Source organism: Variovorax sp. CCNWLW235, from assembly GCF_037204085.1.
GTDB lineage: Bacteria > Pseudomonadota > Gammaproteobacteria > Burkholderiales > Burkholderiaceae_C > Variovorax.
The window spans coordinates 121,375-143,919 of the sequence record NZ_JBBCBW010000012.1 but is presented as its reverse complement, the minus strand read 5'-3'; the positions used below and the strand labels follow the sequence as shown (position 1 = coordinate 143,919).

The window sequence follows — 22,545 nt, the reverse complement described above, 5'->3', positions numbered from 1 at the left end:
TTCGCCACAAGGGCTACGGCGTTTTGCCTTGCAGTAGTGAAGGCGCCTGCGCAGGGGCACGTTATTGCACCTGATCGGCATCAGGCGCATTTAGCCCAGGTCGTGCCGGCGCCTGAATTTCTTCCAGCCGTCGTAATTGATCCAAGCGAAAACAATCACCACGACCAAGACGAATGCCCACTGAGCCCAATTCATGATCAGCGAGCGGACGCGCGAGCACCGACAGGATCGCGCCAGCCGGGACCATCGATGACCACGAGGGTAGGGGCAGGGCGGTCAGATCGACCCTCAACCGCTTTTTCAGGGCCGGCTAAGGGCGAGGGTGCCTGATCCATCGGGGGCACCTTGTAGGGATCGAACGGCCTGTTGTCCAACCAGCCGCGGCATTCCGCTTCGGTCAGTCCAGCGTTGGTGCCCTGGTGCGTCACGCATTTGCAGCCATTGGCATTGCACAACGCGCCGGTGACGGTCGGCATGGATTTGACTTGGCGCAATGCGTCGTAGACCGGCGCGGACTTTGGCCGGGAATTGACGCGCGGGATCCACGCAGTCGAATCGTCGATCGCCGGCGCACCAGGTGCAAGCTGCGCCAGCCGATTTGCCGGAAGCGGTCGTGCTCGAGCTCGAGGTGGCCGCAATCGCGGCCTGACCTGTGACGCCTCGGTAGGCATCGGGCAACTTCCAGATCAACAGACCGATGGCAATGACGATGAACCACAGCACGCCGGGCATCTTGCGCGGCTGCTTGGTGTGCAGATCTGCGCTGTGGTGGAGCTTGAAAACCTTCTTGTTGTACTTGTAGGGCGATTTGGTGATGGCCTTCGCGAACAGCAGCTGGCGGTTCACGTGGTCCCATGCGTAGACCAGATTTTTTCGACGGTCACGGGTAGCGACCTGGTGCAAATCATTGTGCGAATAATACAATGTGCATTATGTTAAATCATGAATGATCGGATCGGCTACGGAGCTACGACTGCGTCGCGACGCTGCGCCTGAAAAAAGCGGCGCCCGGGATCAAGGGCCCGGCCCGCTGCTCCGTGCCCCGAATTGGTTGCAGAACTACTTGTGGAGCTTCGCGATCTTGTGAACGGCGCTCGGCAAGTCGGCAATGCTGTCTATGACGACGTGGGCGCCTGCCGCAGTTAACCGTTCTTCTGCGCCCTGACGAAGTTCATCGATTTCAGATGTCGTCAGGCGGCCAAGTGCTTGCTCTGTCAAGCCCACTTCATTGCCCGCCAAACTGATCCCAACGCACCACATGCCCGCGTTGCGCCCTTCCTGGATACCTGGAACCGTGTCGTCGACCTTGATGCACTTGCGGACATCACCAATTTTCAGTGCAAGCACGTTTGCCAGTGCCATGTACGGTCCCGGCCGTCCGCCGGCGGGCAGTTCGTCGCCGGCCACCACGTGGTCTGGCACGATGCCCTGCCTCGCCGCCAGCGGCAGCAAAATGTCCAGCACCTGCCGCGGGTAACCCGAGCACGATCCGACTTTCAGCCGTTGAGCGCGTAGCCATGCGAGGACTTCCACGGCGCCCTCGATGGGTTGGGAGTAGTCGCCTACCCTCTCAATCTGCATGGGCATGAAGCGCTCGTAGAGAGCATCGACGTCTGGCGCACCCGGCGACCTGCCGAAGCGCGTTTTCCATTGCGCACGGATCACCGGTTCCTCCAGCAGGGTACGAATGTGGTGCCGCTTCGACAACCCCATGGGACCGCGAGCCTGCGCCAGGGTAATGTCGATCCCGAAGGTGGCGAAGGCTTCCACAAATATCTGGGTGGGCGCCAGCGAACCGAAGTCAACCAGTGTTCCAGCCCAATCGAAGATGACGGCCTCAAGGTGATGCGGTGGGAGCGCGGCAAATGACGTGGACGGATTCATGATCGTTTTGGATACAGGTAGTTTGAATTCAGACGGCGGCTGCGATGAAGTTGCGACCGCGTGCGCCGGCCATTGCTTGCCCGATGCGTTCGTTCCACTCGGCTGCGGCGATGCCGTAGGCGGATGGGTCGATGCTGACGCCCAAGCCTTCCAGGAAAGCGCTCAGCAGGGCCACGGCCTCGTCCATGTCGCGGGCGCCGAACGCCGACAACAGCAGCGCGTCCAGCGCCGGATCTCGACCGGCGGCGAGCTGCATGATGCGCGGCAGGCTGAATGAGCACGCAATGCCATGTGGCGTGCCATGCCTGAGCGTGATGTCGTACGACAGCGAGTGGGCGAGCGCCGTTCGGGTGTTGGAGAAGGCAAGACCGGCCTGCAGCGCCGCCGTCGCCAGGCGCTCGCGCAAATCGGACCTTTGCGGGGCACTGAGCAATTCCGGCAACGTTTCGACGATGCTGCGCACCGCGCTGATTGCCAGACTGGCCGATACGGGATTGCGGTGTATGTTCCAGAGCGATTCGAGCGCATGCGACAGCGCGTCGAGCCCGCTGGCCAGCGTGGTCGCCTGCGGCAGGGTGAGCATCAGGTCAGCATCGACAATGGCGGCTTCGGGCCAGGTCCATGGAAGGTGCAGCGACAGCTTGCGTTTGCGGGCCTGGTCCCAAACGGTTGCCCAGGGCGTCACCTCGCTTCCGGTGCCGGCAGTGGTCGGAATGGCCAGCAGCCTGCGGTGCCCGCCGGCCGACGACACCGGGTGCGCAGTGCCTTCGAGCAGTGCCAGCAGTTCGCCGAAGCCGCCGTCGCCCGAACGGGTGAGCATGACCTTCGCGCAATCGATGACGCTGCCGCCGCCAAGTGCCACGATGCAATCGACATCGGCATGGTCCCGCCAAAGGCGCTCGTACATCGGCGCAAGCCACGACACGTCGGGATTGGGCAGCACATCGGTCTCGACGCCGGCGAGCCGGTCGCCTAGCAGGCCGCGCACGTGATCGACCAGTCCTAGTGCTTGCGCCTCCGGAAAGGTGATGAGGACGGCACGGCGCCGGCCGAGTAGCCTGGGCAGCGTCTCGACGGAGCCGGAGCCGGCATGCACGTCAACGGGGTTGTAGAAGGTCCACATGGTTTCGCTCGGTCAGGCTCGCGCCTCGGCGAAGCCGCCGAGAGGAGCAGAAGAAGAAAAAAAGAAGAAGAACTGGCGCGGCGCAGAGTCGCCGGACGATCAGGTCAGTGCGCGCCCTTGCGCTGGATGCGATGCCTCAGCTGGCTCGACAGCGTGTCGGCGACGACGACCATGAGCGTGATAACGATGATGCAGGTCGCTGTTTCGGGATAACGAAACAGCTTCAGGCTGCTCACCAGCTCGAAGCCGAGCCCACCGGCACCTACCATGCCGAGCACCGTCGCGGAACGGAGGTTGACCTCGAAGCGGTAAAGCACGACGGCGATCCAGGCGGTCACGACCTGGGGCAGCACCCCGAAGACGATCACCTGCAGCGGGCGGGCGCCGGTGGCGCGCAGCGCCTCGAGCGGGCCCTGGTCGATCTCCTCGATGGCATCGGCGAAGAACTTGCCCAGCATGCCCGCGCCGTGCAGCGCCAGCGCAAGTACCCCGGGGAACGGGCCCAGTCCGACCGCCGAGACGAACACCAGGGCAAGGATCAGTTCGTTGATGCTGCGCACGATATTCAGCCCCTGCCGCGTGCTCTGGTACACCCAACGATTGCTCTGGAGATTCCGCGCCGCAAGGAACGACAGGGGAATCGCGGGAAGAACGGCGAGTAGCGTCCCCCAGACTGCGATCTGGATGGTCTCGACGGCTGGGTCGACAAGCCGATTCAGGATGCTCAGGTCTGGCGGCAGCGTGCGGCTCAGGAAGTCGAGTATCTGCGGGATGCCCGCGGCCAGTTCGGCCCAGCTGAGCTGTGCACCGCCGGCGCTCCATTGCAGCGCCCACGCCGCCACGCCCAGGCCGAGGACGAGATTGAACCAGCTTCGCCGGCCCTCGGGCAGCGGGCCTGTCCAGGCGTACTTCGATGTCGGGGAACCCATGCTCATGCCCCTGTATGGGCCATGGCGGCCGTGGAGACTGGCGGCGCAGCGGCGGCGCGCGATGCGTCGGGCAACTGCTGCGGCTGGTAGATGTGGTCAATGTGCGCCTGGCGCATGGCCGCTGGCGCTCCGTCGAACACGACGCGTCCTTGCGCCAGACCGACGATGCGGTCCGCGAACTCGCGCGCGTAGTCGACCTGGTGCAAGTTGCACAGCACGGTGATGCCCAGGTCGCGCGACGCATCGTGCAGGTATTGCAGCACCTTGCGGGAGGTCTGGGGGTCGAGGCTCGCCACAGGTTCGTCCGCAAGAATCACGCGAGGCCGCTGCGCGAGCGCGCGGGCGATGCCGACGCGCTGCATCTGACCACCCGACAGCGAATCGGTACGCTCCAGGGCCTTGTGCGCAAGGCCGACGCGACCCAGGCATTCGTGCGCCAGTGCGATGTCGCTGCGGCTGAAGATGTGCAGCACCGACGCGAGGGTCGATACCGCACCCAGGCGCCCGGTCAACACGTTCTTCACGGCGCTCAGCCGCGGCACCACATTGTGGTGCTGGAAGATCATCGCAACGCGCTGGCGCAGTGCGCGCGTGTCCTCACCCCGGACGGCGTCCATGCCGTCGACATTCAGTTCACCGCCGTCCGCGACGGCAAGCCGGTTCACGCAACGCAGCAGCGTGGACTTGCCCGCCCCCGATTCGCCGAGGACGACGATGAACTCGCCCTTGGCGGCATCGAGGTCGACACCGCGCAGCACGGCGTTCTCGCCGTATCGCTTGGTGAGGTTCCGAATCCGGATCACTTCATGCTCCGCAGGTCGAGCTTGAGCACCTTGGCCGTGTCGCGCACGACGTTGTAGGCCGCGTCGTTGGTGGGCTGAAAGCCGTTGAGCACGCCCTGGTCGCCCCACGGAAGGTCCTTGACGTTGGCCAGCGCTTGCGCGATCTTCGCCTTGAGCGCCGGATCCAGATCCTTGCGCCAGACCATCGGCGACTCGGGGATCGGATTTGATGACCAGACGATCTCCAGGTCGTCCTGCTTGACTTGCCCTTTGGCGATGGCGCTTGCGAGGATGCGGTCTGCCACGGCGGCCGCGTCGACCTTCTTGTTGGCCACGGCCAGGATGCTTGCGTCGTGCGAGCCGGAGAAGATGACCCGCCCGAAGAAGGCATCGGGGTCATGACCGGCCTGGAGCAGGCCGGCCTTCGGGAACAAATGGCCTGAGGCCGAGGTCGGGTCGACAAATGCGAAGGTGCGGCCCTTGAGGTCCGCCGTCTTGGCGAAGCCGCTGTCCTTGCGCGCAATGATCACGCTCTTGTAGGCGCTCTGCCCCGTCTTCTTGGTGACCGCGACGGCGAAGGCTTCCACGTCCGCCACCGAACTGGCGAGAACATAGGAGAACGGGCCGAGATAGGCGACGTCGAGCTTCTTCGAGCGCAGGGCTTCGATGACGCCGTTGTAGTCGGTTGCGACGAAAGGCTTGACCTGCATGCCCAGCTGTTGCTGCAAGCTGTCGAGCACCTGGCGGCTGCTCTCAATCATGGCTTGCGAGTCTTCCGCTGGGATGAGGCCGATTGTGATCGGCGGCGCGGCCGCCGCCGGCGTGGCGGCCATGACGCAAAGAGTCAAGGCGATCAGGCTGCGACGAAGGCGGGACAGAGTGGTCATGCGGTTCTCAATGGGTGTTGAACGATGTCGATCGCGGATCAAGGACGGGGATGCCGAGGGGCAGCCACGAGGTTAAGAACGCTGTGTGACAGCCTCATATCAAATCGATCACGGATTTGTCATCTTTCTATTGAAATACTCTATGGATGTCCGCCGCCAAACTTCGCGCTTTTCTCGCCGTCGCTCAACATGGAAGCTTCAGTGCCGCCGCTCGAGCGGTGGGTCTGAGCCAGCCGACCCTGACCACTCAGGTGCAAGCCCTGGAGCGGCAGCACAACGTGGTGCTCTTCCATCGGCAGGGCCACCGGATCGAGCTCACGAGCGTCGGCGAGCACCTTCTTCCGATCGCGCGGCAGATCGCAGCACTCGAACTCGACGCATGGAATCTTCTGCACGACAGCGGCGACCTGCAGTCGGGTGAACTCAGGCTGGGTGCGGTTGGTCCTTTCCACGTAATCGAGATGGTCGATGCCTACCGGAAGCGCTATCCCCGCCTCGATGTCTCGATCCGCATGGGCAATTCCTCGTCGGTGTTCGCGGACCTCGAAACGTATGCCATCGACATTGGCGTACTGGCCCGCTTCCACGAATCGCCAGGCTTCAGCGCGACACCGTATGCCCGGCATGCGCTGATCTTGTTCGTGCATCTCGAGCATCAGTTCGCAAACCGCGGGCAGATCCGGCTTGAGGAGCTTCACGGGCAACCGCTCCTCCAGCGCGAGAGCGGATCGAGCACCCGTCGCGCCCTTGATGAAGCCCTGGAACGTGCAGGTGTTCGTCCCAAGGTGGCGATGGAGATCGGAAGCCGCGAGGCGATCCGGGAGGCCGCCGCTCGCGGCATCGGGATCGGTGCGGTGTCGGAAGCGGAGTTCATTCCGGATCGCCGCCTGCGCACCGTGCGGATCGAGGGCGATCCGGCAGTGACGCAAACCTACCTCTACTGCCTCCAAGTCCGGCGCGAGAGTCGGGTGCTGGCGTCCTTCTTTGACGTGGCACTCAAGCTTCGCAAGGGTGTGTTCGATGCGGATTCAAGCTGACGACCTGGGGAAGGGACAAGGCACTGGAGGCGATGACTTCCAGTGTTCTCCAACGAACACATTTGTGCAAAATGTGTTCCCAGTCCAGGTTCGGGAGGTCGTGATGTCAGGTTTGGATCGCCCTACTCCCCAGGCGCAAATGATCGAGCCTGTGCGGGTCACTTTCGAGTCGCAGGGCGTCGAATGCGCGGGATGCTTCTACTGGCCCGGGAAGCCGAGGACGCCCTTGCCGTGCGTTGTGCTGTGCAACGGCTTTTCTGGGACCATGGACTGGATGCTGCCGCAATTTGCGGAAAGGTTTGCTTCCGTGGGAATTGCGGCTTTCGTATTCGACTATCGCCATTTTGGTGAAAGCCAGGGTCGCCCGCGGCAGCTCGTCAGCGTCAGTCGGCAGCGGCAGGACATCATGGCCGCTCTTCGCTTTGTCCGCGCCCAGACAAACATCGACGCGCGGCGGATCGCGCTCTGGGGCACATCACTGGGCGGAGGTCACGTTATCGACATTGCCTCTCGCGATCCCGGGATCGTCGCAGTCATCGCGCAGGTTCCCGGAATCGACTTCGTACGCAAGGAGGCGCGCGCGACGATCGAGATTCCGCCCTCGACAGTCGCGAGGCTGCTTGCCGCAGCCGTATGGGACGGGCTGCGGGGATTGCTCGGACTGCCTCCCTGCTATGTAAAAGTGTTCGGCCGACCTGGCGAGCTCGCGATATTCACCGAACCCGCGCTGCAGGAGAAATTTCATGCCCTGGTCCAAGGAAGCCCGACCTGGCGCAACGAATTTACGCCGCGCTTCTATCTCGCGCCGCCCCGCTATCGCGACGGGACTGCCGAACGAATCAAGGCGCCCATGCTCGTCGCCATCGCCGAGGGGGATGTCTATGCCAACCCGAGGTTCCAGGCTTGGGTCGGCGAGCATGCGCCGAGCGGCGAAGTGAAGCGCTATCCCGGCGGTCACTTCGATGTCTACCACGACCTCTTCGAGGAGGTGGTGCGTGATCAGATTGCGTTTTTGGAGCGGTACGTCGCCGGGTAAGGCTCTTGACTTCCTTGGCTGTGTGACATTTGTGAACGTTCTTCACCGTTGAGATGTACGCGGCACCGCATGGCAAGGCGTTGGTTAGGCATCAGGGCTATGTCTTGCCCTCAGGAGTTGAAATGACTTTTTCCCGAGCCGCTTTCAAGTTGGGTGCCGCAGGCTTCGTCGCTGCCGCAGCCTTGTTCACAGCCGCATCGGCCAATGCGGGCACCAGTTGGTCCATTGGTATCAACTTGCCCGGCGTAGCCGTGAGCGAACCCGCACCGGTCTATTACGAGCCGGCGCCTGTCTACTCGAGGCCGGCTCCGACCTACTACCAGCCTGCGCAGCCGGTTTACTCCGTACCGGCGCCTGTCTACTACGAGCCTGGCTGGGAAGAGCGCCGCGCGGAGCGCCGTGAGTGGCGTCGCCAGCAATGGGAGCGCGAGCAGTACCGCCGCCACTACGAAGATCGCGATTGACGTTGGTAATGTCGATCCGTGGAAGTCTTCCGAGAAATCCGTTAGCGATGTGCTGCCAACCTCATTGGCTCCTTCACCTCAGAGGCTACGGCTTCTCCCGTCCATGGATTTGGCGAGCAGGCCGAAAAGAATCGGCACCGTGGTAAGACAAGCGATGGCGGTCCAAAGGCTGATGAAGGTGTACGCGTTGTGGCGGCCTGGATCGACTGCGAGCGCCTGTACCACGTCGGCGTCGTGCAGCGTCCCGAGCCCACGTGCCACCGCGAAGTCGTAGGCCGCGGAGCCCAGGCTTGCAAACGCGACGAGGATCGGCACGACGATCCCCACCAGGACCCAGGCTCCTCGCACCTTGAGCGCCTCGAGAAAAGCCGAAATGACGATCAATCCGCCGCCGATCAGAGTCAGTGCGGTCACGATGTAGTCGCGGGACAGCGGCAGCAGCCAACGCCACACATAGGGCAACGGCCATAGCAGCCACTCGGACCGGGGTGCCAGGGCGATCCTGGGCCGCGTGAAAGCACTCATGCCCATGGACTGCATGGCCGCGCAAACCAAGGCAGACAATGCCGCAACCACCGCAATCAACAGCAAGATGCCTTGGAGGGATGGCGTTCGCATTCGCCGACTTGGCTCCGGTGGCAGTGCAGTGCGCAATTGCACCTGCCGCAATGGCTGTCCCGGGGCACGCCAGATGGTGTGCGTGGTAAGGGTGAAGCGGGGGCCCGGGGGCATCGGTGGAACTGGCTTGGCCATCAGCCAGTGCCCGGTGGTCAAGGTGAGTGCAAAACCGGCCATCGCGGCGAGCCACGCACTGGCGCCCGGCATGTCGAGGAACCCGGCAGGCGTAAGCATCGCAAGATGGCCGTACACGATACCTGCCAGGCCATAGGCGAGCAGGATCGGTACGGCACATGCGAGCGCCAGCCGCACCAGCAAGCGACGGTCGTCATGTGCCGAACTCTCAAAAAGACCGTTTGACGCTCTCGACAACCAGTTCATTGGCAAGGAGCTTATCGCAATCGTTGCCTTGTCGAAGCTTCCCGGGTCGTCTGCCCCCTAAAACCGCGCGCCGCAGATCTACCTGCCGTTGCCTGGCTTGATCAAGCAAGTGCCAGTTCGCGGCGCGCCTCGTCCAACCTGAAGACACCCACCAATTGGGACAGGCTGCCCGCCTGGTCCTGCAGCGAGGCGGCAGCGGCTGCGGCTTCTTCCACCAGCGCGGCGTTCTGCTGGGTGACCTGGTCCATCTGCGTGATGGCCTGGTTGATCTGCTCGATACCGGACGTTTGCTCCTGGCTGGCGGCGGCGATCTCGCCCATGATGTCGGTCACTCGGCGCACGCTGGCGACAATTTCATCCATCGTCTGGCCCGCTTCAGCCACCTTTTGGCTGCCAGCCTCGACCTTGCCGACGGAGTCGTCGATCAAGCCCTTGACTTCCTTGGCCGCCGCGGCCGAGCGCTGCGCAAGATTGCGCACCTCTGCCGCCACCACCGCGAATCCCCTGCCCTGCTCGCCGGCGCGGGCCGCCTCCACTGCGGCGTTCAGCGCCAGGATGTTGGTCTGGAATGCGATGCCGTCGATCACCGCGATGATGTCCACGATCTTGCGCGAGGATGAGTTGATCGATCCCATCGTGTCGACCACCTCGCTCACCACGCTGCCGCCGCGCACCGCCACTTCAGACGCCGAGGCCGCGAGCTGGTTGGCCTGGCGGGCGTTGTCCGCGTTCTGCTTGACGGTAGAGGTCAACTCTTCCATGGAGGCGGCGGTTTGCTGGAGTGAACTTGCCTGCTGCTCGGTGCGCGACGACAAGTCCTGATTGCCGGACGCGATCTGGCCCGACGCGGTGGCAATCGTGTCGGTGCCCTGCCGCACCTCCCCGACCACCTTGGACAGGTTGTCGTTCATCGACTTGAGCGCCGTCAGCAACTGGCCGACCTCGTCGCGCGTGTTGCTGACGATCCGGGTGGTCAGGTCACCCGACGCCACCCGCTCCGCCAATCGGAGCGCATCGCGCATCGGACGCACGATGCCGACGGTCAGCCGCCACGCGCACAAGGCCCCCGCCAGCAGCGCAACGGCGGACAGGCAGATCACGACCCAGCGGCTGCTGCGATGGATCTCCTGGATCTCGCGGGCTTTTGCGTCGATCTGCACCCGCTGGTTTTCTGCGATTTGCTGCACGGCCTTGCCGTAGACCTGAAGCGCGGCCTGGTATTCGGTGTCCGCCAGCTTGCCGGCCGCTTCGCTGTCGCCGGCCGCCTTGAGCTTGTTGATCGTCGCGAGGTGGGCCAGCACGGCCTTGCGGGCCTCGACCACCTCGGCAAACGACTTCTTCTCTTCCGGCGTGATGAGCAGCCTGCCCATCTCCTCCTGGACCGGGTTGATCGACGCGACCCCCTCGGTCAGGTTTTTCTTGAAATAGGCTTCATTCGCACTGTCAGTGGCCTTGGCCATGCCGAAGGAATGAACGATGCTCGGGCCGAGCAGGTTGGCCCACCGGTTTGCGACGCGCTCCTTGACCAGCGCTTCGTCGACCATCACGCGGGCCGAATGAGCCACCGCATTCAGCCGGATCAGGGCGACGCCGGAAACCAGCATCATCAGCAACAAGATGGCGGCAAAGCCTCCGCTGAGGCGGACGCCGATCTTCATGTTTCGCAGGTGCATGGAACTCTTCTTTCACAAGTGATGGCGTGCCCGGTTGGGCAGTGGAACCCCGGCGCTGGGGCCCCAGGGCCGACTACATCTGGTTATCGGCAACTAAGCCGAAAGTTGAAGGGCCGCGGTGCGATGTAGGTCGAAGGCTCGTTCAGTTCGCACCATTGGCTGACGCGCGCTCCGGGATACCATGACAAGCCTGTGAGCATTCCAGACAGGAGACGTCTACATGGGTGAGTCCCGCGCAGCACAGCAGGCCCGCGATCTGCTGAATCCCTTGATTCAGGTGGCTGCGATGCTCGATACGGCTGGGCAGGCGGTCATTGTCAAGGACGAGGCTTCGCGGTTCGTGCATCTCAACCAGAGAGCCTGCGAGCTGCTCAACGTGTCGCTCGATCGCGCGCGCGGAAAGACGGACGGCGATTTCTTGCCCCGTGCGGAAGCCGATCGGATCAGGGCGCTCGATCTCCAGATACTCGCAAGCGACAAGAGCCGCAGTTTCGAGGAAGAGATCACCGCGCAGGACGGATCGACCAGAACCCTGGTCACGGTCAAACAAGCGGTCGATCTTGGCGATTCCAGCGGCAGGCTGCTCGTGGTCGTGATCTCCGACGTGACCGAACTGCGCACGGCCGAGCGGGTGCTCAAGGCCAGCGAAGCCCACTACCGCTCGTTCGTCGAACTGCACCCGCAGATCACCTGGACCGCCGATGCCACCGGCGCGATCACCGAAGTCGGGCCGGGCTGGCCGGCGCTCACCGGCAATTCGGTCGAGAAGACGCTGGGCTCGGGCTGGGAATGCGCCTTGCACACCGACGATCTCGAACGCGTCAAAACGCAGTGGATCGACTCGGTGGCGCGCGGCGTTCCCTTCGATGCCGAATACAGGGTGCTGAGCGCTGCAGACCGAAGATACCGATGGTTCAGGGCCCGGGCGGCCCCGCGTCGCGACGAGAACAATGCCATCGTGCGCTGGTACGGGCTGCTCGAGGACGTTCATCAGCGCCGAATCGCGATGGAAGCGCTGCGCGAAAGCGAGTCTCTGTTCCGCCTCATTGCCGACAGCGTGCCCGTGATGATGTGGCTCACGGACCCGAACGGCGAGGCGACGTACCACAGCCGGCTATGGCTCGAGGTAACGGGCCAGACCGAGACCGAGTCGCTGGGGGCCGGCTGGAGCCGCGCCATCCATCCTGAAGACCGCGCCTCGGTGCTGGAGCTGTTCAGGACGAAAACCGCGGAGCGGGTTCCGGTTCAGCTCGAGTACAGGCTGCGCCGGGCCGACGGCAGCTGGGCCTGGGTCATCGACACAGGTGCGCCCCGGCTCGCGCCCGACGGCGGGCTTCTCGGCTATGCCGGCTCGATACTCGACGTCACCGAGCGACGCCTGGCCGAATCCGCACTGCGCGAGAGCGAAGCCTCGATCCGGAGCATTTTCGACAGCAGCCCCGATTGCATCAGCATGCTCGACCTGTCGGGCAATACGTTGCTGATGAACAAGGCGGCGCGGCGGATGATCGGTCTCGATGTCTCGGAACTTGCGAACCGCGAGGCGCTCGAGACAATCTTTCCCGAAGGCCGCCTTCGGAAACTGAGCGCCATGTTCGACGTGGTGCGCGCCGGCGGCACGTCGAGGCTGGAGGTAGATGCCATCGACGCGGAGGGCGTGCACCGGTGGCTCGACGTCATCGGTGCCCCCGTGCTGGACGCATCGGGCATGCCGATCCGCATGGTGAGCATCTGGCGCGACATCAGCGAGGCCAAGGCCGCGCGCAACGACGCAGTGGTTGCGCAGCGGCAGGCTGAACATGCGGCGATGCGGCTCTCAGCGGTTCTCGAGAACACGATGGACTGCGTGCTGGTCGTCGACCATGCATGGCGCATCACGTACATGAACGAGAACGCCCGCCGGTTCCTGAAGCTCGGCGAAGAGGCCATGAAGGCAAGACTGTGGGACCTCTTCCCCGCCGAGGTCGAAAGCCTGTTCGGCGACTACTTCCGGCAGGCGACCGCGGGCAACAAGGCCGTGTCGTTCGAAGAATTCGTACCCGCAACGCAGGTGTGGCTAGAGGTCCATGCCTCGCCCACCGAAGAAGGCCTGTCGATCTTCTTTCGCGACACCAGCGCTCGCCGCAAGGCCGAGCAGGAGCGCGTGCAGGCCCAGAGCCAGGTCTCCCACATGGCCCGCCACGATGTTCTCACCGGCCTGCCCAACCGCTTGGCATTCCGCGAGATGCTGGAGCGGCACTTGAACGATGCGGTCGAGTACGGGAGTTTGGCAGCCGTGCTGACACTGGACCTCGACGGCTTCAAGGCCGTCAACGACGCCTACGGTCATCCTACGGGCGACATGTTGCTGCAGAAGGTCGCGCAGCGCCTGCGGCTCGGCCTGGCCGGTGACGAGCACACGCTCGCGCGACTCGGCGCTGACGAATTCGCGATCGGCTGCTATGGGCTGCCGCATCCCGACGCGGCAATCGAGGTCGCGCGCCGCCTCATGGGCATCCTGCTCGCGCCCTTCGACCTGGAAGGCAACAAGGTAAGCATCGGGGCGAGCGTCGGCGTGGCCATGGCACCGGAGGACGGCAGCACGGTCGACGAGATCAAGCGTGCCTCGGCCGTGGCACTCCACCGCGCGAAGGCCGCCGGCGGAAGAAGCCTCCAGAGGTACGCCAAGAGCGTGGACGCCCACCTGCAGACGCGCCAGGCCTTGAAGCTCTCAATGCGCGAGGCGCTCGCCCAAGGGGAGTTCGAAGTGCACTTCCAGGCGCTCGTGAGTCTCGCCTCCAATCGCTGCACCACCTTCGAAGCGCTGGTGCGTTGGCGCCATCCGGAACGGGGAATGATCTCGCCGGCCGACTTCATTCCGATCGCCGAGCAGACAGGGCTGATCGTGGAACTCGGCGAATGGGTCCTTGGCGAGGCCTGCCGCGAGGCCGCCACCTGGCCCGATGGCATCGGTGTGGCGGTGAACCTCTCGCCGGTCCAGTTCGGCGCCGGCAACCTGATCGAAGTGATCAGGAACGCGCTCGATGCTTCGGCGCTCTCGCCTTCGCGCCTGCAACTGGAGATCACCGAATCGGTGCTGCTCGGCAGCGACGACAAGAACCTGCGCACCCTGCAGCAGATCCGGCAACTGGGCGTGAAGATCGCGATGGACGATTTCGGGACCGGGTACTCGTCGCTGGGCTATTTGCGCAGCTTTCCGTTCGACAAGATCAAGGTGGACCGCAGCTTCATTGCCGACCTGCCCGACAGGAAGTCGCTAGCGATCATCCGAGCCGTGGCCGGCATCGGCAAGAGCCTGGGCATCGCCACCACTGTGGAGGGGGTCGAAACCGAGGCGCAGCTGCAGACCATCCGGCAGGAAGGCTTCGACGAGGCCCAGGGTTATCTGTTCGCGCGGCCAGTCCCGGCCTCGCAGGTACACGATGTGATCGCCTCGCGCAGGAATTGACTGAAGCACCACATTCGCGAATCGGCCATGCGGGCACAATTGTTCAAACCAACGAACATACTCGCCGCATGCCCATCGAGTTCTCACCCCAAGCCGTCGGCGCAGTCCTCGCAGCCACCATTGCTGGAGGCATGAGCTTTCTCGGGTCTGTGTTCAGCAAGGACCAGAAGACTTCGGAGTTCCGCCAGGCATGGATCGACGGGCTGCGCTCTGAAATCTCGCAGTTGATCGCGCACGCCAACGCGATCCGGGGTGCTGCGGCAGTCGGCTACCCGGCCCGGAGTGAGCTTTACGACGCGGCAAAGGATCACTTCGTGGGGATCACCGTCGCCAAGACCAGCATCCTCCTTCGGCTGAACCCGTCAGAAGAAAACAATGCGAAGTTGATCGGCCACGTCAATGCGCTCGAGAAGCTCATGGACATGAGTCCCATCGACCTTGCGGCTTGCCAGAAGGAAGAAGCGGCGCTTGTTGCGACGGCTCAGGCTGTACTCAAGGGCGAATGGAGCCGCGTCAAGCGAGGCGAGCCGCTCTTCTTCATGACCAAGATCATCGGCCTGTTCGTGTTTCTGGGAGCTCCTCTCACACTTGGTGCCCGCTATTTCGGGTGGTTCTGAGTGGCGCCCCGCATCGTTGATCTTCAAACCCGCGACTTCTCCGCATTCGCCGAGTACTTGAACGATCACATTTCCGACAACGGGACCGAAGGTGAGCCCCTGTTTCAGCCCATCGCCCGAATCGACTGCCACTTTGCAGGCGAGAAAGCAACTGGCTTTCGCCGAGCCTTGGATGTGGCTCCTCCCAATCCAGGATGGCGTCGGGCCTGGGTCGCTCTTTCTGGTGAAGACAGGATCGTCGGCCATGTCGACCTGAGGGCGCATCCGGCCGCCTGCATGGAGCATCGGTGCCTGCTGGGAATGGGCGTGCATCGCGAATGGCGACGCTCGGGCCTCGGACAGCGCCTCCTGGACGCCGCAGTCGAATGGGCCAAGGCCGATCAGCAGATGGCGTGGATCGACCTGCAAGTCATCGCATCCAACGATGCCGCCGTCAGGCTCTATGAGCGTGCCGGGTTCACGGGGACCGGCCTCGTTCAAGACTGCTTCCGTGTGGACGGGCGCCAGGTGGACTATCTGTCCATGGCGCTACCAGTTCAGGCGCGTTAGGCCCGTCAGCGCATCGCGCCCAAGCAGGCGTGATGCGGCCCCAAACCCATCACCCGACAACGGGAGCAGCCACGCGGTCCAGCGCTTCGATCGCATCGGCCGGCAATTCGAGCTTCCCGGCTGCCAGGTTTTCACGCAGGTGCCCAACTGACGAGGTGCCTGGAATCAGCAGGATGTTGGGCGAGCGTCGCAGGAGCCATGCCAACGCCACCTGCATCGGCGTGGCGCCCAGACGCTGCGCGACTTCGGAAAGCCCTGCAGACTGCAGCGGCGTAAAGCCGCCGAGCGGAAAAAACGGAACGTACGGAATGCCGTCGCGCGCCAGGTCGTCAATCAGCGCGTCGTCGTTGCGATGCACGAGGTTGTACTGGTTCTGCACGCAGGCGATGCGGCAGATGCTGCGCCCCTCCGCGACCTGTGCCGGCGTCACGTTGCTCAGGCCGATGTGGCGCACGAGGCCCTGGCGCTGAAGCTCGGCCAATGCCGCGAGCGGCGCTTCGATCGATCCCTCAGCCGGGCCGTGCACGTCGAACATGATGCGCAGGTTCACCACTTCCAGCACGTCCAGCCCGAGGTTGCGCAGGTTGTCGTGCACCGCCTGCGTCAGTTCCTCCGGCGAAAACGCAGGCAGCCACCCGCCTGTGTCGGAGCGCCGCGCCCCGATCTTGGTGACGATGACGAGGTCCTTCGCATAAGGCGCGAGTGCCTCGCGGATGAGTTGATTGGTGATGTGCGGGCCGTAGAAGTCGCTGGTGTCGATGTGATCGACGCCGCTAGTGACCGCTTCGCGCAACACAGCGAGCGCCGCTTCGCGATCTTTCGGCGGGCCGAAGACGCCGGGGCCGGCGAGCTGCATGGCGCCGTAGCCGAGGCGGTGGACCGAACGGTCGCCGAGGGTGTAAGTGCTGGGGGTCTGCGTGCTGGACATGATGTTTTTTCCTGAGTTTGGAGAGGTAGATGAAGTCGTGAAGCCAGTCTAGGCAGCCCGTCTCTGTTTGATAAGCCGCCATAATCGGCACGGGCTGTGCAGGATTCAGAACAATGAAAGTCGATCTCGAGGATCTCAACGCCTTCGTGGCCGTGGCCGGCGCCAAGGGCTTTCGCGACGGCGCGCGCCTGACCGGCGGCAGCGCATCGGGCCTGAGCGAGGCGGTGCGCCGGCTGGAAGCTCAACTCGGCGTACGCCTGCTCCATCGCACAACCCGCAGCGTGCGGCCGACAGAAGCGGGAGAACGCCTGCTCGAGCGGCTGAGACCCGCGCTCAGCGAGGTGGAGGCGGCGCTCGACGTGGTGAACGGCTTTCGCGACCGGCCCGCCGGCACGCTCAAGCTGAACGTGCCGATCAGCGCCGCGCGGCTCGTGCTGCCATCGATCGTGCCGGGCTTCCTTGCCGCCTATCCCGACATTTCTCTCGAAGTGATTGCCGAGGACGAGTTCGTCGATGTGCTGGCCACCGGTTGCGACGCCGGCATCCGCTATGACGAGCGGCTCGAGCAGGACATGGTGGCCGTGCCCATCGGCCCCCGCTTCCAGCGTTTTGCCGCGGCGGCCGCCCCCTCCTACCTCGACCGCCATGGCCGGCCCGAGCATCCGCGCGACCTGCTCGGCCACAACTGTTTGCGTGGCCGTTTCGCGAGCGGATCGATGCCGCCGTGGGAGTTCGAGCGCGACGGCGAAACCTTGCGCATCGACGTGACCGGGCAGTTGACCGTGCGGATCGGTGCGGCGGCAGATCTCTCGGTCGATGCGGCGCTGGCCGGTGCCGGCGTGGTCTACCTGTTCGAAGACTGGCTGCGGCCGCACCTCGACAGCGGCGCACTCGAGCCGATTCTCGAGCCCTGGTGGCCGCGGTTTTCCGGCCCCTTTCTTTACTACCCGGGCCGCCGCTTGCTGCCGGCGCCGCTCAGGGCTTTTGTGGATTTCATACAGCGCGCGCCCTGACTATGGCCGCACGCCCGGCGTTGAGGGACGCCGGACAGCAGCCGCTATAGACGATCAGCGCGCGCGTTGTCTTTGAAAAGACCGATGAAGAGATTCCGCATCCAATGGTGCGCGGGATCCGACTCGAACCTGCGGCTCCAGTGCAGCGACACGGTGAAGGCGCTGCGGGGAAGCTCCGCCGGAAGCACCGCATAGCGCTTCGGCTCGATGAACCTGCGCGCGATGGCCTGCGGCATGACGACAGCGAAATCGGTGCGCGCAATGATCGCCGGCAGCGCAAGAAAATGCGCCGAGTTGAGCACCAGCCTTCCATCGAGTCCGAGCTGCTGCAGGATGCGGAAGGTCTCCGAGTGCGAGCGCACGGCCACGTACTCCAGCCGCCGCAGGTCCTGGATTGTCATGCGGACATCCGACGCCTTCGAAGCCTTGGCCATCGGATGCCCCGCCCGAACCACCACCGCGTAGCGATCGCGCAGCAGTTCGACGCGCTCCGTTCCGCTGACCGAGGGCAAAAACCCGAGTGCGAAATGGATGGCTCCGGTTTCGAGGGCATCGGTGATCTCCCCGTGCGGCAGCGGAGTCGTGTGCACCCGTATGCCGGGTGCCTGGCGGTGCAAGGCTTCCATCAGCTCCGGCAGCAGCCGGGCCTCGCCGATGTCGTTCATATGCAGCCGAACGGTCATTCGCGAGCGAGACGGGTCGAAGGTGTCTTCGTCCCGCAGCACATCCTCGATGGCGGCCACGGCCGGCTGAACGACGCTTGCCAGCCGCTCCGCGCGCAGCGTCGGGCGCATGCGCCCGTTGGCGCGCACGAAGAGCGCATCGCCGAGCGCGAGCCGCAATCGCGTCAGGCCTTGGCTGGCAGCCGGTTGCGACAGCCCCAGCGCATCGGCGGCATGGCTGACGCTGCCGAGGCGGTACACCGCCTCGAACAGCCGAAGCAGGTTCATGTCCAGCTTTTCAGTATGCATACAGCTTATTTTGTTCTAGACATTTCATTGTATTGATGAATACCGGATGAAGCGCAAAACTGCGGACCTCATCTAGGAGCATTCATGGATCGACAGGTCGAACTTCCCGCGCAAGCGCCCTTCCCGGCCAGCAGCACCCTGACCGTGCGGGACGCGGTTTTCAGGCTGCTGCGCGCATTGGGCATGACCAGTGTGTTCGGCAACCCGGGGTCGACGGAACTGCCCATGTTCATCGACTTTCCGGAAGACTTCCGCTACGTACTCGGACTGCAGGAGTCCGTGGTCGTGGGCATGGCGGACGGCTACGCGCAGGCCACGCACAACGCGGCGTTCATCAACCTGCATTCCGCGGCAGGGGTTGGCCATGCAATGGGCAACATCTTCACGGCGTTCCGCAACCGCACGCCGCTGGTGATCACGGCCGGCCAGCAGGCGCGCTCGATCTTGCCCTTCGAACCCTTTCTGGGCTCCACGCAGGCGCCCGAACTGCCGAGGCCTTACGTCAAATGGAGCGTCGAGCCGGCGCGGGCCGAGGACGTTCCGCTTGCGATTGCGCGGGCCTACTACATCGCGATGACGCCGCCGCGCGGCCCGGTGCTGGTCTCGATCCCGTCGGACGACTGGGACGTTCAGACCCTGCCCGTCGATGCACGGGAGGTCAGCCGCCATGTGCGTACGGACCCCGACCTTCTCGCGCGCATTGCCGCAGCCCTCGATGGCGCCCGCTCCCCCGCCTTCGTGGTCGGTGCCGCGGTCGATCGCGACGAGGCCTGGAAGGAAGCGGTTGAACTGGCCGAGCGGCACAACGCCCGTGTGTATGTCGCGCCCATGTCGGGCCGATGCAGCTTTCCGGAAGATCACCCCCTGTGGGGAGGCTTCCTGCCACCGATGCGCGAGCGCATCGTCGAACGGCTCGCCGGCCACGACCTCGTATTTGCGCTTGGCGCGCCGGCGTTCACCTACCATGTCCCGGGCCATGGCCCGCACCTGCCCGAAGGGACGGAGCTGGTGCAGCTCACGGACGATCCTCAGGTCGCAGCCTGGGCGCCGACAGGAACCTCCGTGGTCGGCAGCATCCGCCTGGGATTGCTCGACCTGCTCGAGTGCAGCACGCCGAGCAGTCGTCCGGCACCACCTGCCCACGTGCGGCCGCCGCGCGTTGCAGACCCCGAGCCCGGCGAACGCCTGCCGGTTGCGTGGGTCCTGCAGACGCTGGCCGACGTGCGCGCGCGGGGCAGCATCCTGGTTGAGGAAGCACCGAGCGCACGGCCCGTGATGCATGGCCACCTGCCGGTCTTCGAGTCGGAAACCTTCTACACCATGTGCAGCGGCGGCCTGGGCTACGGCCTGCCGGCCGCAGTAGGCGTGGCACTTGGCAAACCGGGCGCGCGGGTCATTGCTTTGGTGGGCGACGGCTCTGCGATGTACGCCATCCAGGCGCTGTGGAGCGCTGCCCAACTGGCGCTCCCGGTCACGGTGCTGATCCTGAAGAACCGTCGCTACGCCGCGTTGTATGAGTTCGCGCGCATCTTCGGCTACCGGCCCGACGCGCATGTTCCGGGCACCGACCTGCCCGACCTCGATTTCGTCGCGCTGGCTGGCGCGCAAGGCATGAAGGGGCTGCGCGTCGACGCCGCGGAGCAACTGCGTGCCGCGTTGCACCAGGCGCTGCAATCGACCGCTCCGATGCTGGTCGAGATCGAAGTGGCCTGACGGTTTTTTTGCTTTTCCAAATCTACAAGGAGACAAGACGATGGGCACGATATCGATGTTGATCAACGGCGAGAGCCGGCAGGCCGCAGACGGGGCCACCTTCGAGCGGCGCAATCCGCTCGATGGCGCAGTAGCGACCGTTGCGCCGGCCGCCACTAAGGCCGATGCGGTGGCAGCGGTGGAAGCAGCAGCCGCCGCCTTTCCGGCCTGGTCGCGCACCGGCCCGGGCGAACGCAGGGCGTTGCTGCTGAAGGCCGCGCAGGCCATTGAAGCCAAGGCCCAGGCCCTGACGGATGCCATGGCATCCGAGACCGGTGCCGGCGCCCCGTGGGCCGGTTTCAACGTGCACCTGGCCGCCGGCATGCTGCAGGAAGCGGCCGGCCTGACGACCCAGATCAGCGGTGAGGTCATTCCCTCCGACGTGCCCGGCAGCCTGGCCATGGGCCTGCGCCGCCCGGCTGGCGTGGTGCTGGGCATTGCGCCTTGGAACGCACCGGTGATCCTCGGCGTGCGTGCGATTGCCACGCCGCTGGCCTGCGGCAACACGGTGGTGTTCAAGGGCTCGGAACTCAGCCCGGCCACGCACGGCCTGATCGTCGAAGCATTCAAGGATGCAGGTTTTCCGCCGGGCGTCGTCAACTTCGTGACCAATGCGCCGGCCGATGCAGCCGAGGTGGTTGAAGCGATCGTGTCCCATCCGGCCCTGCGGCGGGTGAACTTCACCGGCTCCACCCGCGTCGGCAGGTTGATCGCGCAGACCTGCGCGAAGTACCTGAAACCGGCGGTGCTCGAGCTTGGCGGCAAGGCTCCGCTGGTGGTGCTGGACGATGCCGACCTCGACGCCGCCGTCAACGGCGCGGCCTTCGGCGCCTTCGCCAACAGCGGACAGATCTGCATGAGCACCGAGCGCATCATCGTCGACCGCAAGATCGCAGACGCCTTCGTCGAGAAGCTCGCAGCCAAGGCCGTGCAACTGCCGCTGGGCGATCCGCGCAACGGACCGGTGGTGCTGGGATCGGTCGTCGATGCGAGCACCGTCGAGCGCTGCAACGCGCTGATCGACGATGCGCTCGCCAAGGGCGCGAAGCTCGTATGCGGCGGCAAGGCCGACAGCACCTTGATGCCCGCGACGCTGCTCGACCACGTGACGCCGCAAATGCGCATCTACCACGAAGAGAGCTTCGGTCCCGTGAAGCCGGTGGTGCGTGTAAACGGTGTCGACGAAGCGGTGCGCGTGGCCAACGACAACCCTTACGGTCTGTCCGCAGCGGTGTTCGGGCGCGACATCGCACGTGCCTGGGATGTGGCCAACCGCATCGACTCCGGCATCTGCCACGTGAACGGCCCCACCGTGCACGACGAGGCGCAGATGCCCTTCGGCGGCGTGAAGGACTCGGGCTACGGCCGCTTCGGCGGCAAGGCCGGCATCGACGCCTTCACCGAGTTGCGCTGGCTCACGGTGCAGACCACCGAACGCCACTATCCGTTCTGATGAAAAGCAGGAGACAACTCATGAAATCCCTGCTTGCAACCGCGGCGCTGGCGCTCGGCCTCGGCCCGTGCGGCAACGCCCACGCCCAGGACTGGCCCCGGCAGCCGATCAAGATCGTCGCCAACTTCGCGCCCGGCGGCGCGGCCGACCAGCTGGCCCGCGTGATCAGTGCACCGCTGCAGGAAGCCCTCGGCCAGCCGGTGGTCGTCGAGAACAAGGGCGGCGCGGGCGGCAACCTGGGCGGCGAATTCGTCGCCAGGTCGTCTGCCGATGGCTATACCTTCCTGATGAGTTCCGGCGGCATGGTGTCGATCAATCCGCACATCTACGCAAAGATGTCGTTCGACCCTGCGAAGGATCTCGTCCCGGTCGCATCCGTTGCACGCGTGCCCTTCTACCTGGTGGTTCGTGCCGACAGCCCGGTCAAGGACTTCAAGGGCCTGGTCGCCGACCTCAAGGCGAACCCCGGCAAGCGCTCGTTCGGATCGCCCGGCAACGGGAGCTCGCCTCACCTTGCGGCGGAAATGATGACGGGCCAGACAGGCACCACGGCCATCCATGTGCCCTACCGCGGCGCGGCGCCCGCGCTGACCGACCTGCTGGGCGGCCAGATCGACTTCCTGTTCGATCCCGGCATCAGCATCCAGCACGTCAAGACCGGCAAGCTGCGCATGCTGGCGGTCGCAAGCCTCAAGCGCGCGCCGCAGATGCCCGAAGTACCGACGCTCGACGAACTCGGGCTCAAGGGCTTCGACGCCGATGCGGTGTTCGGCCTCTACGCGCCTGCCGGCACGCGGCCGGCCGTGGTCCAGCGGATCAATGCCGAGGTAAACCGCGCGCTCGCCCTGCCGGCTGTCAGGGCAACCATCGAAACCCTCGGCAACGTGCCGGAGCCTCTCACGCCCGCGGCCTTCGGCGACAAGGGCGCGGCCGACTTCAAGCGGTTGGGCGCCGTGATCCGGGAGCGCGGCATCCGCGCCGACTGATGCATGAAGAAGAA

At 64.7% G+C, this 22,545-nt stretch carries 20 protein-coding genes; 10 read left to right on the top strand and 10 right to left on the bottom strand.

Annotated elements, in window-relative coordinates; translation table 11 throughout:
- Nucleotides 1-300: 300 nt before the first annotated feature.
- The 6 genes from V9L21_RS15515 to phnD form a co-directional block, all read right to left on the bottom strand.
- Entirely contained in the window at nt 301-846 is a 546-nt protein-coding gene (locus tag V9L21_RS15515) for a hypothetical protein (protein WP_337313283.1), read from the bottom strand.
- Between the two features lie 213 nt (nt 847-1,059).
- On the bottom strand, nt 1,060-1,884 hold the full coding sequence (gene phnX / locus V9L21_RS15510) for a phosphonoacetaldehyde hydrolase (RefSeq protein WP_337313281.1): 825 nt from the start codon (nt 1,882-1,884) through the stop codon (nt 1,060-1,062).
- A 28-nt stretch (nt 1,885-1,912) separates the two neighbouring features.
- The gene (gene psrA, locus V9L21_RS15505; RefSeq protein ID WP_337313279.1) at nt 1,913-3,007 is read right to left on the bottom strand and encodes an iron-containing alcohol dehydrogenase PsrA; all 1,095 of its coding nucleotides are present in this window, start codon (nt 3,005-3,007) and stop codon (nt 1,913-1,915) included.
- A 104-nt stretch (nt 3,008-3,111) separates the two neighbouring features.
- Nucleotides 3,112-3,942: a phosphonate ABC transporter, permease protein PhnE gene (phnE, locus tag V9L21_RS15500; RefSeq protein WP_337313277.1), complete on the bottom strand. Its 831-nt coding sequence runs from the start codon at nt 3,940-3,942 to the stop codon at nt 3,112-3,114.
- Nucleotides 3,939-4,739: a phosphonate ABC transporter ATP-binding protein gene (gene phnC / locus V9L21_RS15495; protein ID WP_337313275.1), complete on the bottom strand. Its 801-nt coding sequence runs from the start codon at nt 4,737-4,739 to the stop codon at nt 3,939-3,941. The genes phnE and phnC overlap by 4 nt, the downstream gene beginning before the upstream one ends.
- Nucleotides 4,736-5,605, bottom strand: a complete 870-nt coding sequence (gene phnD, locus V9L21_RS15490) for a phosphonate ABC transporter substrate-binding protein (RefSeq protein ID WP_337313274.1) — start codon at nt 5,603-5,605, stop codon at nt 4,736-4,738. Before phnD ends, phnC begins: the two co-directional genes overlap by 4 nt.
- Before the next feature lie 146 nt (nt 5,606-5,751).
- Here phnD and V9L21_RS15485 point away from each other — a divergent pair, with 146 nt between their 5' ends.
- The 3 genes from V9L21_RS15485 to V9L21_RS15475 all read left to right on the top strand — a co-directional run bounded on the left by V9L21_RS15485 (nt 5,752) and on the right by V9L21_RS15475 (nt 8,142).
- Entirely contained in the window at nt 5,752-6,642 is an 891-nt protein-coding gene (locus V9L21_RS15485) for a LysR substrate-binding domain-containing protein (protein ID WP_337313272.1), read from the top strand.
- Entirely contained in the window at nt 6,626-7,678 is a 1,053-nt protein-coding gene (locus tag V9L21_RS15480) for an alpha/beta hydrolase (protein WP_337313270.1), read from the top strand. Before V9L21_RS15485 ends, V9L21_RS15480 begins: the two co-directional genes overlap by 17 nt.
- A gap of 122 nt (nt 7,679-7,800) precedes the next feature.
- The gene (locus V9L21_RS15475; RefSeq protein ID WP_337313268.1) at nt 7,801-8,142 is read left to right on the top strand and encodes a hypothetical protein; all 342 of its coding nucleotides are present in this window, start codon (nt 7,801-7,803) and stop codon (nt 8,140-8,142) included.
- A 78-nt stretch (nt 8,143-8,220) separates the two neighbouring features.
- Here V9L21_RS15475 and V9L21_RS15470 read toward each other — a convergent pair whose 3' ends face one another.
- Both V9L21_RS15470 and V9L21_RS15465 read right to left on the bottom strand, forming a co-directional pair.
- On the bottom strand, nt 8,221-9,141 hold the full coding sequence (locus V9L21_RS15470) for a hypothetical protein (protein WP_337313266.1): 921 nt from the start codon (nt 9,139-9,141) through the stop codon (nt 8,221-8,223).
- Nucleotides 9,142-9,242: 101 nt separating this feature from the next.
- On the bottom strand, nt 9,243-10,814 hold the full coding sequence (locus V9L21_RS15465) for a methyl-accepting chemotaxis protein (protein WP_337313264.1): 1,572 nt from the start codon (nt 10,812-10,814) through the stop codon (nt 9,243-9,245).
- Between the two features lie 220 nt (nt 10,815-11,034).
- Between V9L21_RS15465 and V9L21_RS15460 the strand changes: the two genes are divergently transcribed.
- The 3 genes from V9L21_RS15460 (at nt 11,035) to V9L21_RS15450 (ending at nt 15,428) form a co-directional block, all read left to right on the top strand.
- Nucleotides 11,035-14,262: a sensor domain-containing protein gene (locus V9L21_RS15460; RefSeq protein ID WP_337313262.1), complete on the top strand. Its 3,228-nt coding sequence runs from the start codon at nt 11,035-11,037 to the stop codon at nt 14,260-14,262.
- A gap of 68 nt (nt 14,263-14,330) precedes the next feature.
- Nucleotides 14,331-14,879 carry a hypothetical protein gene (locus V9L21_RS15455; protein WP_258506256.1) on the top strand — a complete coding sequence of 183 codons (549 nt, stop codon included), beginning with the start codon at nt 14,331-14,333 and terminating at the stop codon, nt 14,877-14,879.
- Nucleotides 14,880-15,428, top strand: a complete 549-nt coding sequence (locus V9L21_RS15450) for a GNAT family N-acetyltransferase (protein ID WP_337313260.1) — start codon at nt 14,880-14,882, stop codon at nt 15,426-15,428. It begins immediately after the preceding gene.
- A gap of 49 nt (nt 15,429-15,477) precedes the next feature.
- Here V9L21_RS15450 and V9L21_RS15445 read toward each other — a convergent pair whose 3' ends face one another.
- Nucleotides 15,478-16,356 carry an aldo/keto reductase family oxidoreductase gene (locus V9L21_RS15445; protein WP_337313258.1) on the bottom strand — a complete coding sequence of 293 codons (879 nt, stop codon included), beginning with the start codon at nt 16,354-16,356 and terminating at the stop codon, nt 15,478-15,480.
- A gap of 113 nt (nt 16,357-16,469) precedes the next feature.
- Here V9L21_RS15445 and V9L21_RS15440 point away from each other — a divergent pair, with 113 nt between their 5' ends.
- Complete coding sequence (locus V9L21_RS15440; RefSeq protein WP_337313256.1) at nt 16,470-17,369, top strand: LysR family transcriptional regulator; 900 nt, start codon at nt 16,470-16,472, stop codon at nt 17,367-17,369.
- Nucleotides 17,370-17,413: 44 nt separating this feature from the next.
- Here V9L21_RS15440 and V9L21_RS15435 read toward each other — a convergent pair whose 3' ends face one another.
- A complete protein-coding gene (locus V9L21_RS15435; protein WP_337313254.1) occupies nt 17,414-18,340 on the bottom strand; it encodes a LysR family transcriptional regulator in 927 nt (308 codons plus the stop codon).
- Nucleotides 18,341-18,424: 84 nt separating this feature from the next.
- Between V9L21_RS15435 and mdlC the strand changes: the two genes are divergently transcribed.
- The 3 genes from mdlC to V9L21_RS15420 are packed head-to-tail and all read left to right on the top strand — an operon-like array spanning nt 18,425 to nt 22,531.
- Nucleotides 18,425-20,053: a benzoylformate decarboxylase gene (gene mdlC / locus V9L21_RS15430; protein WP_337313252.1), complete on the top strand. Its 1,629-nt coding sequence runs from the start codon at nt 18,425-18,427 to the stop codon at nt 20,051-20,053.
- A 40-nt stretch (nt 20,054-20,093) separates the two neighbouring features.
- Nucleotides 20,094-21,545 carry an aldehyde dehydrogenase gene (locus tag V9L21_RS15425; RefSeq protein WP_337313250.1) on the top strand — a complete coding sequence of 484 codons (1,452 nt, stop codon included), beginning with the start codon at nt 20,094-20,096 and terminating at the stop codon, nt 21,543-21,545.
- Between the two features lie 20 nt (nt 21,546-21,565).
- Nucleotides 21,566-22,531 carry a Bug family tripartite tricarboxylate transporter substrate binding protein gene (locus V9L21_RS15420; protein ID WP_337313248.1) on the top strand — a complete coding sequence of 322 codons (966 nt, stop codon included), beginning with the start codon at nt 21,566-21,568 and terminating at the stop codon, nt 22,529-22,531.
- Nucleotides 22,532-22,545: the final 14 nt, after the last annotated feature.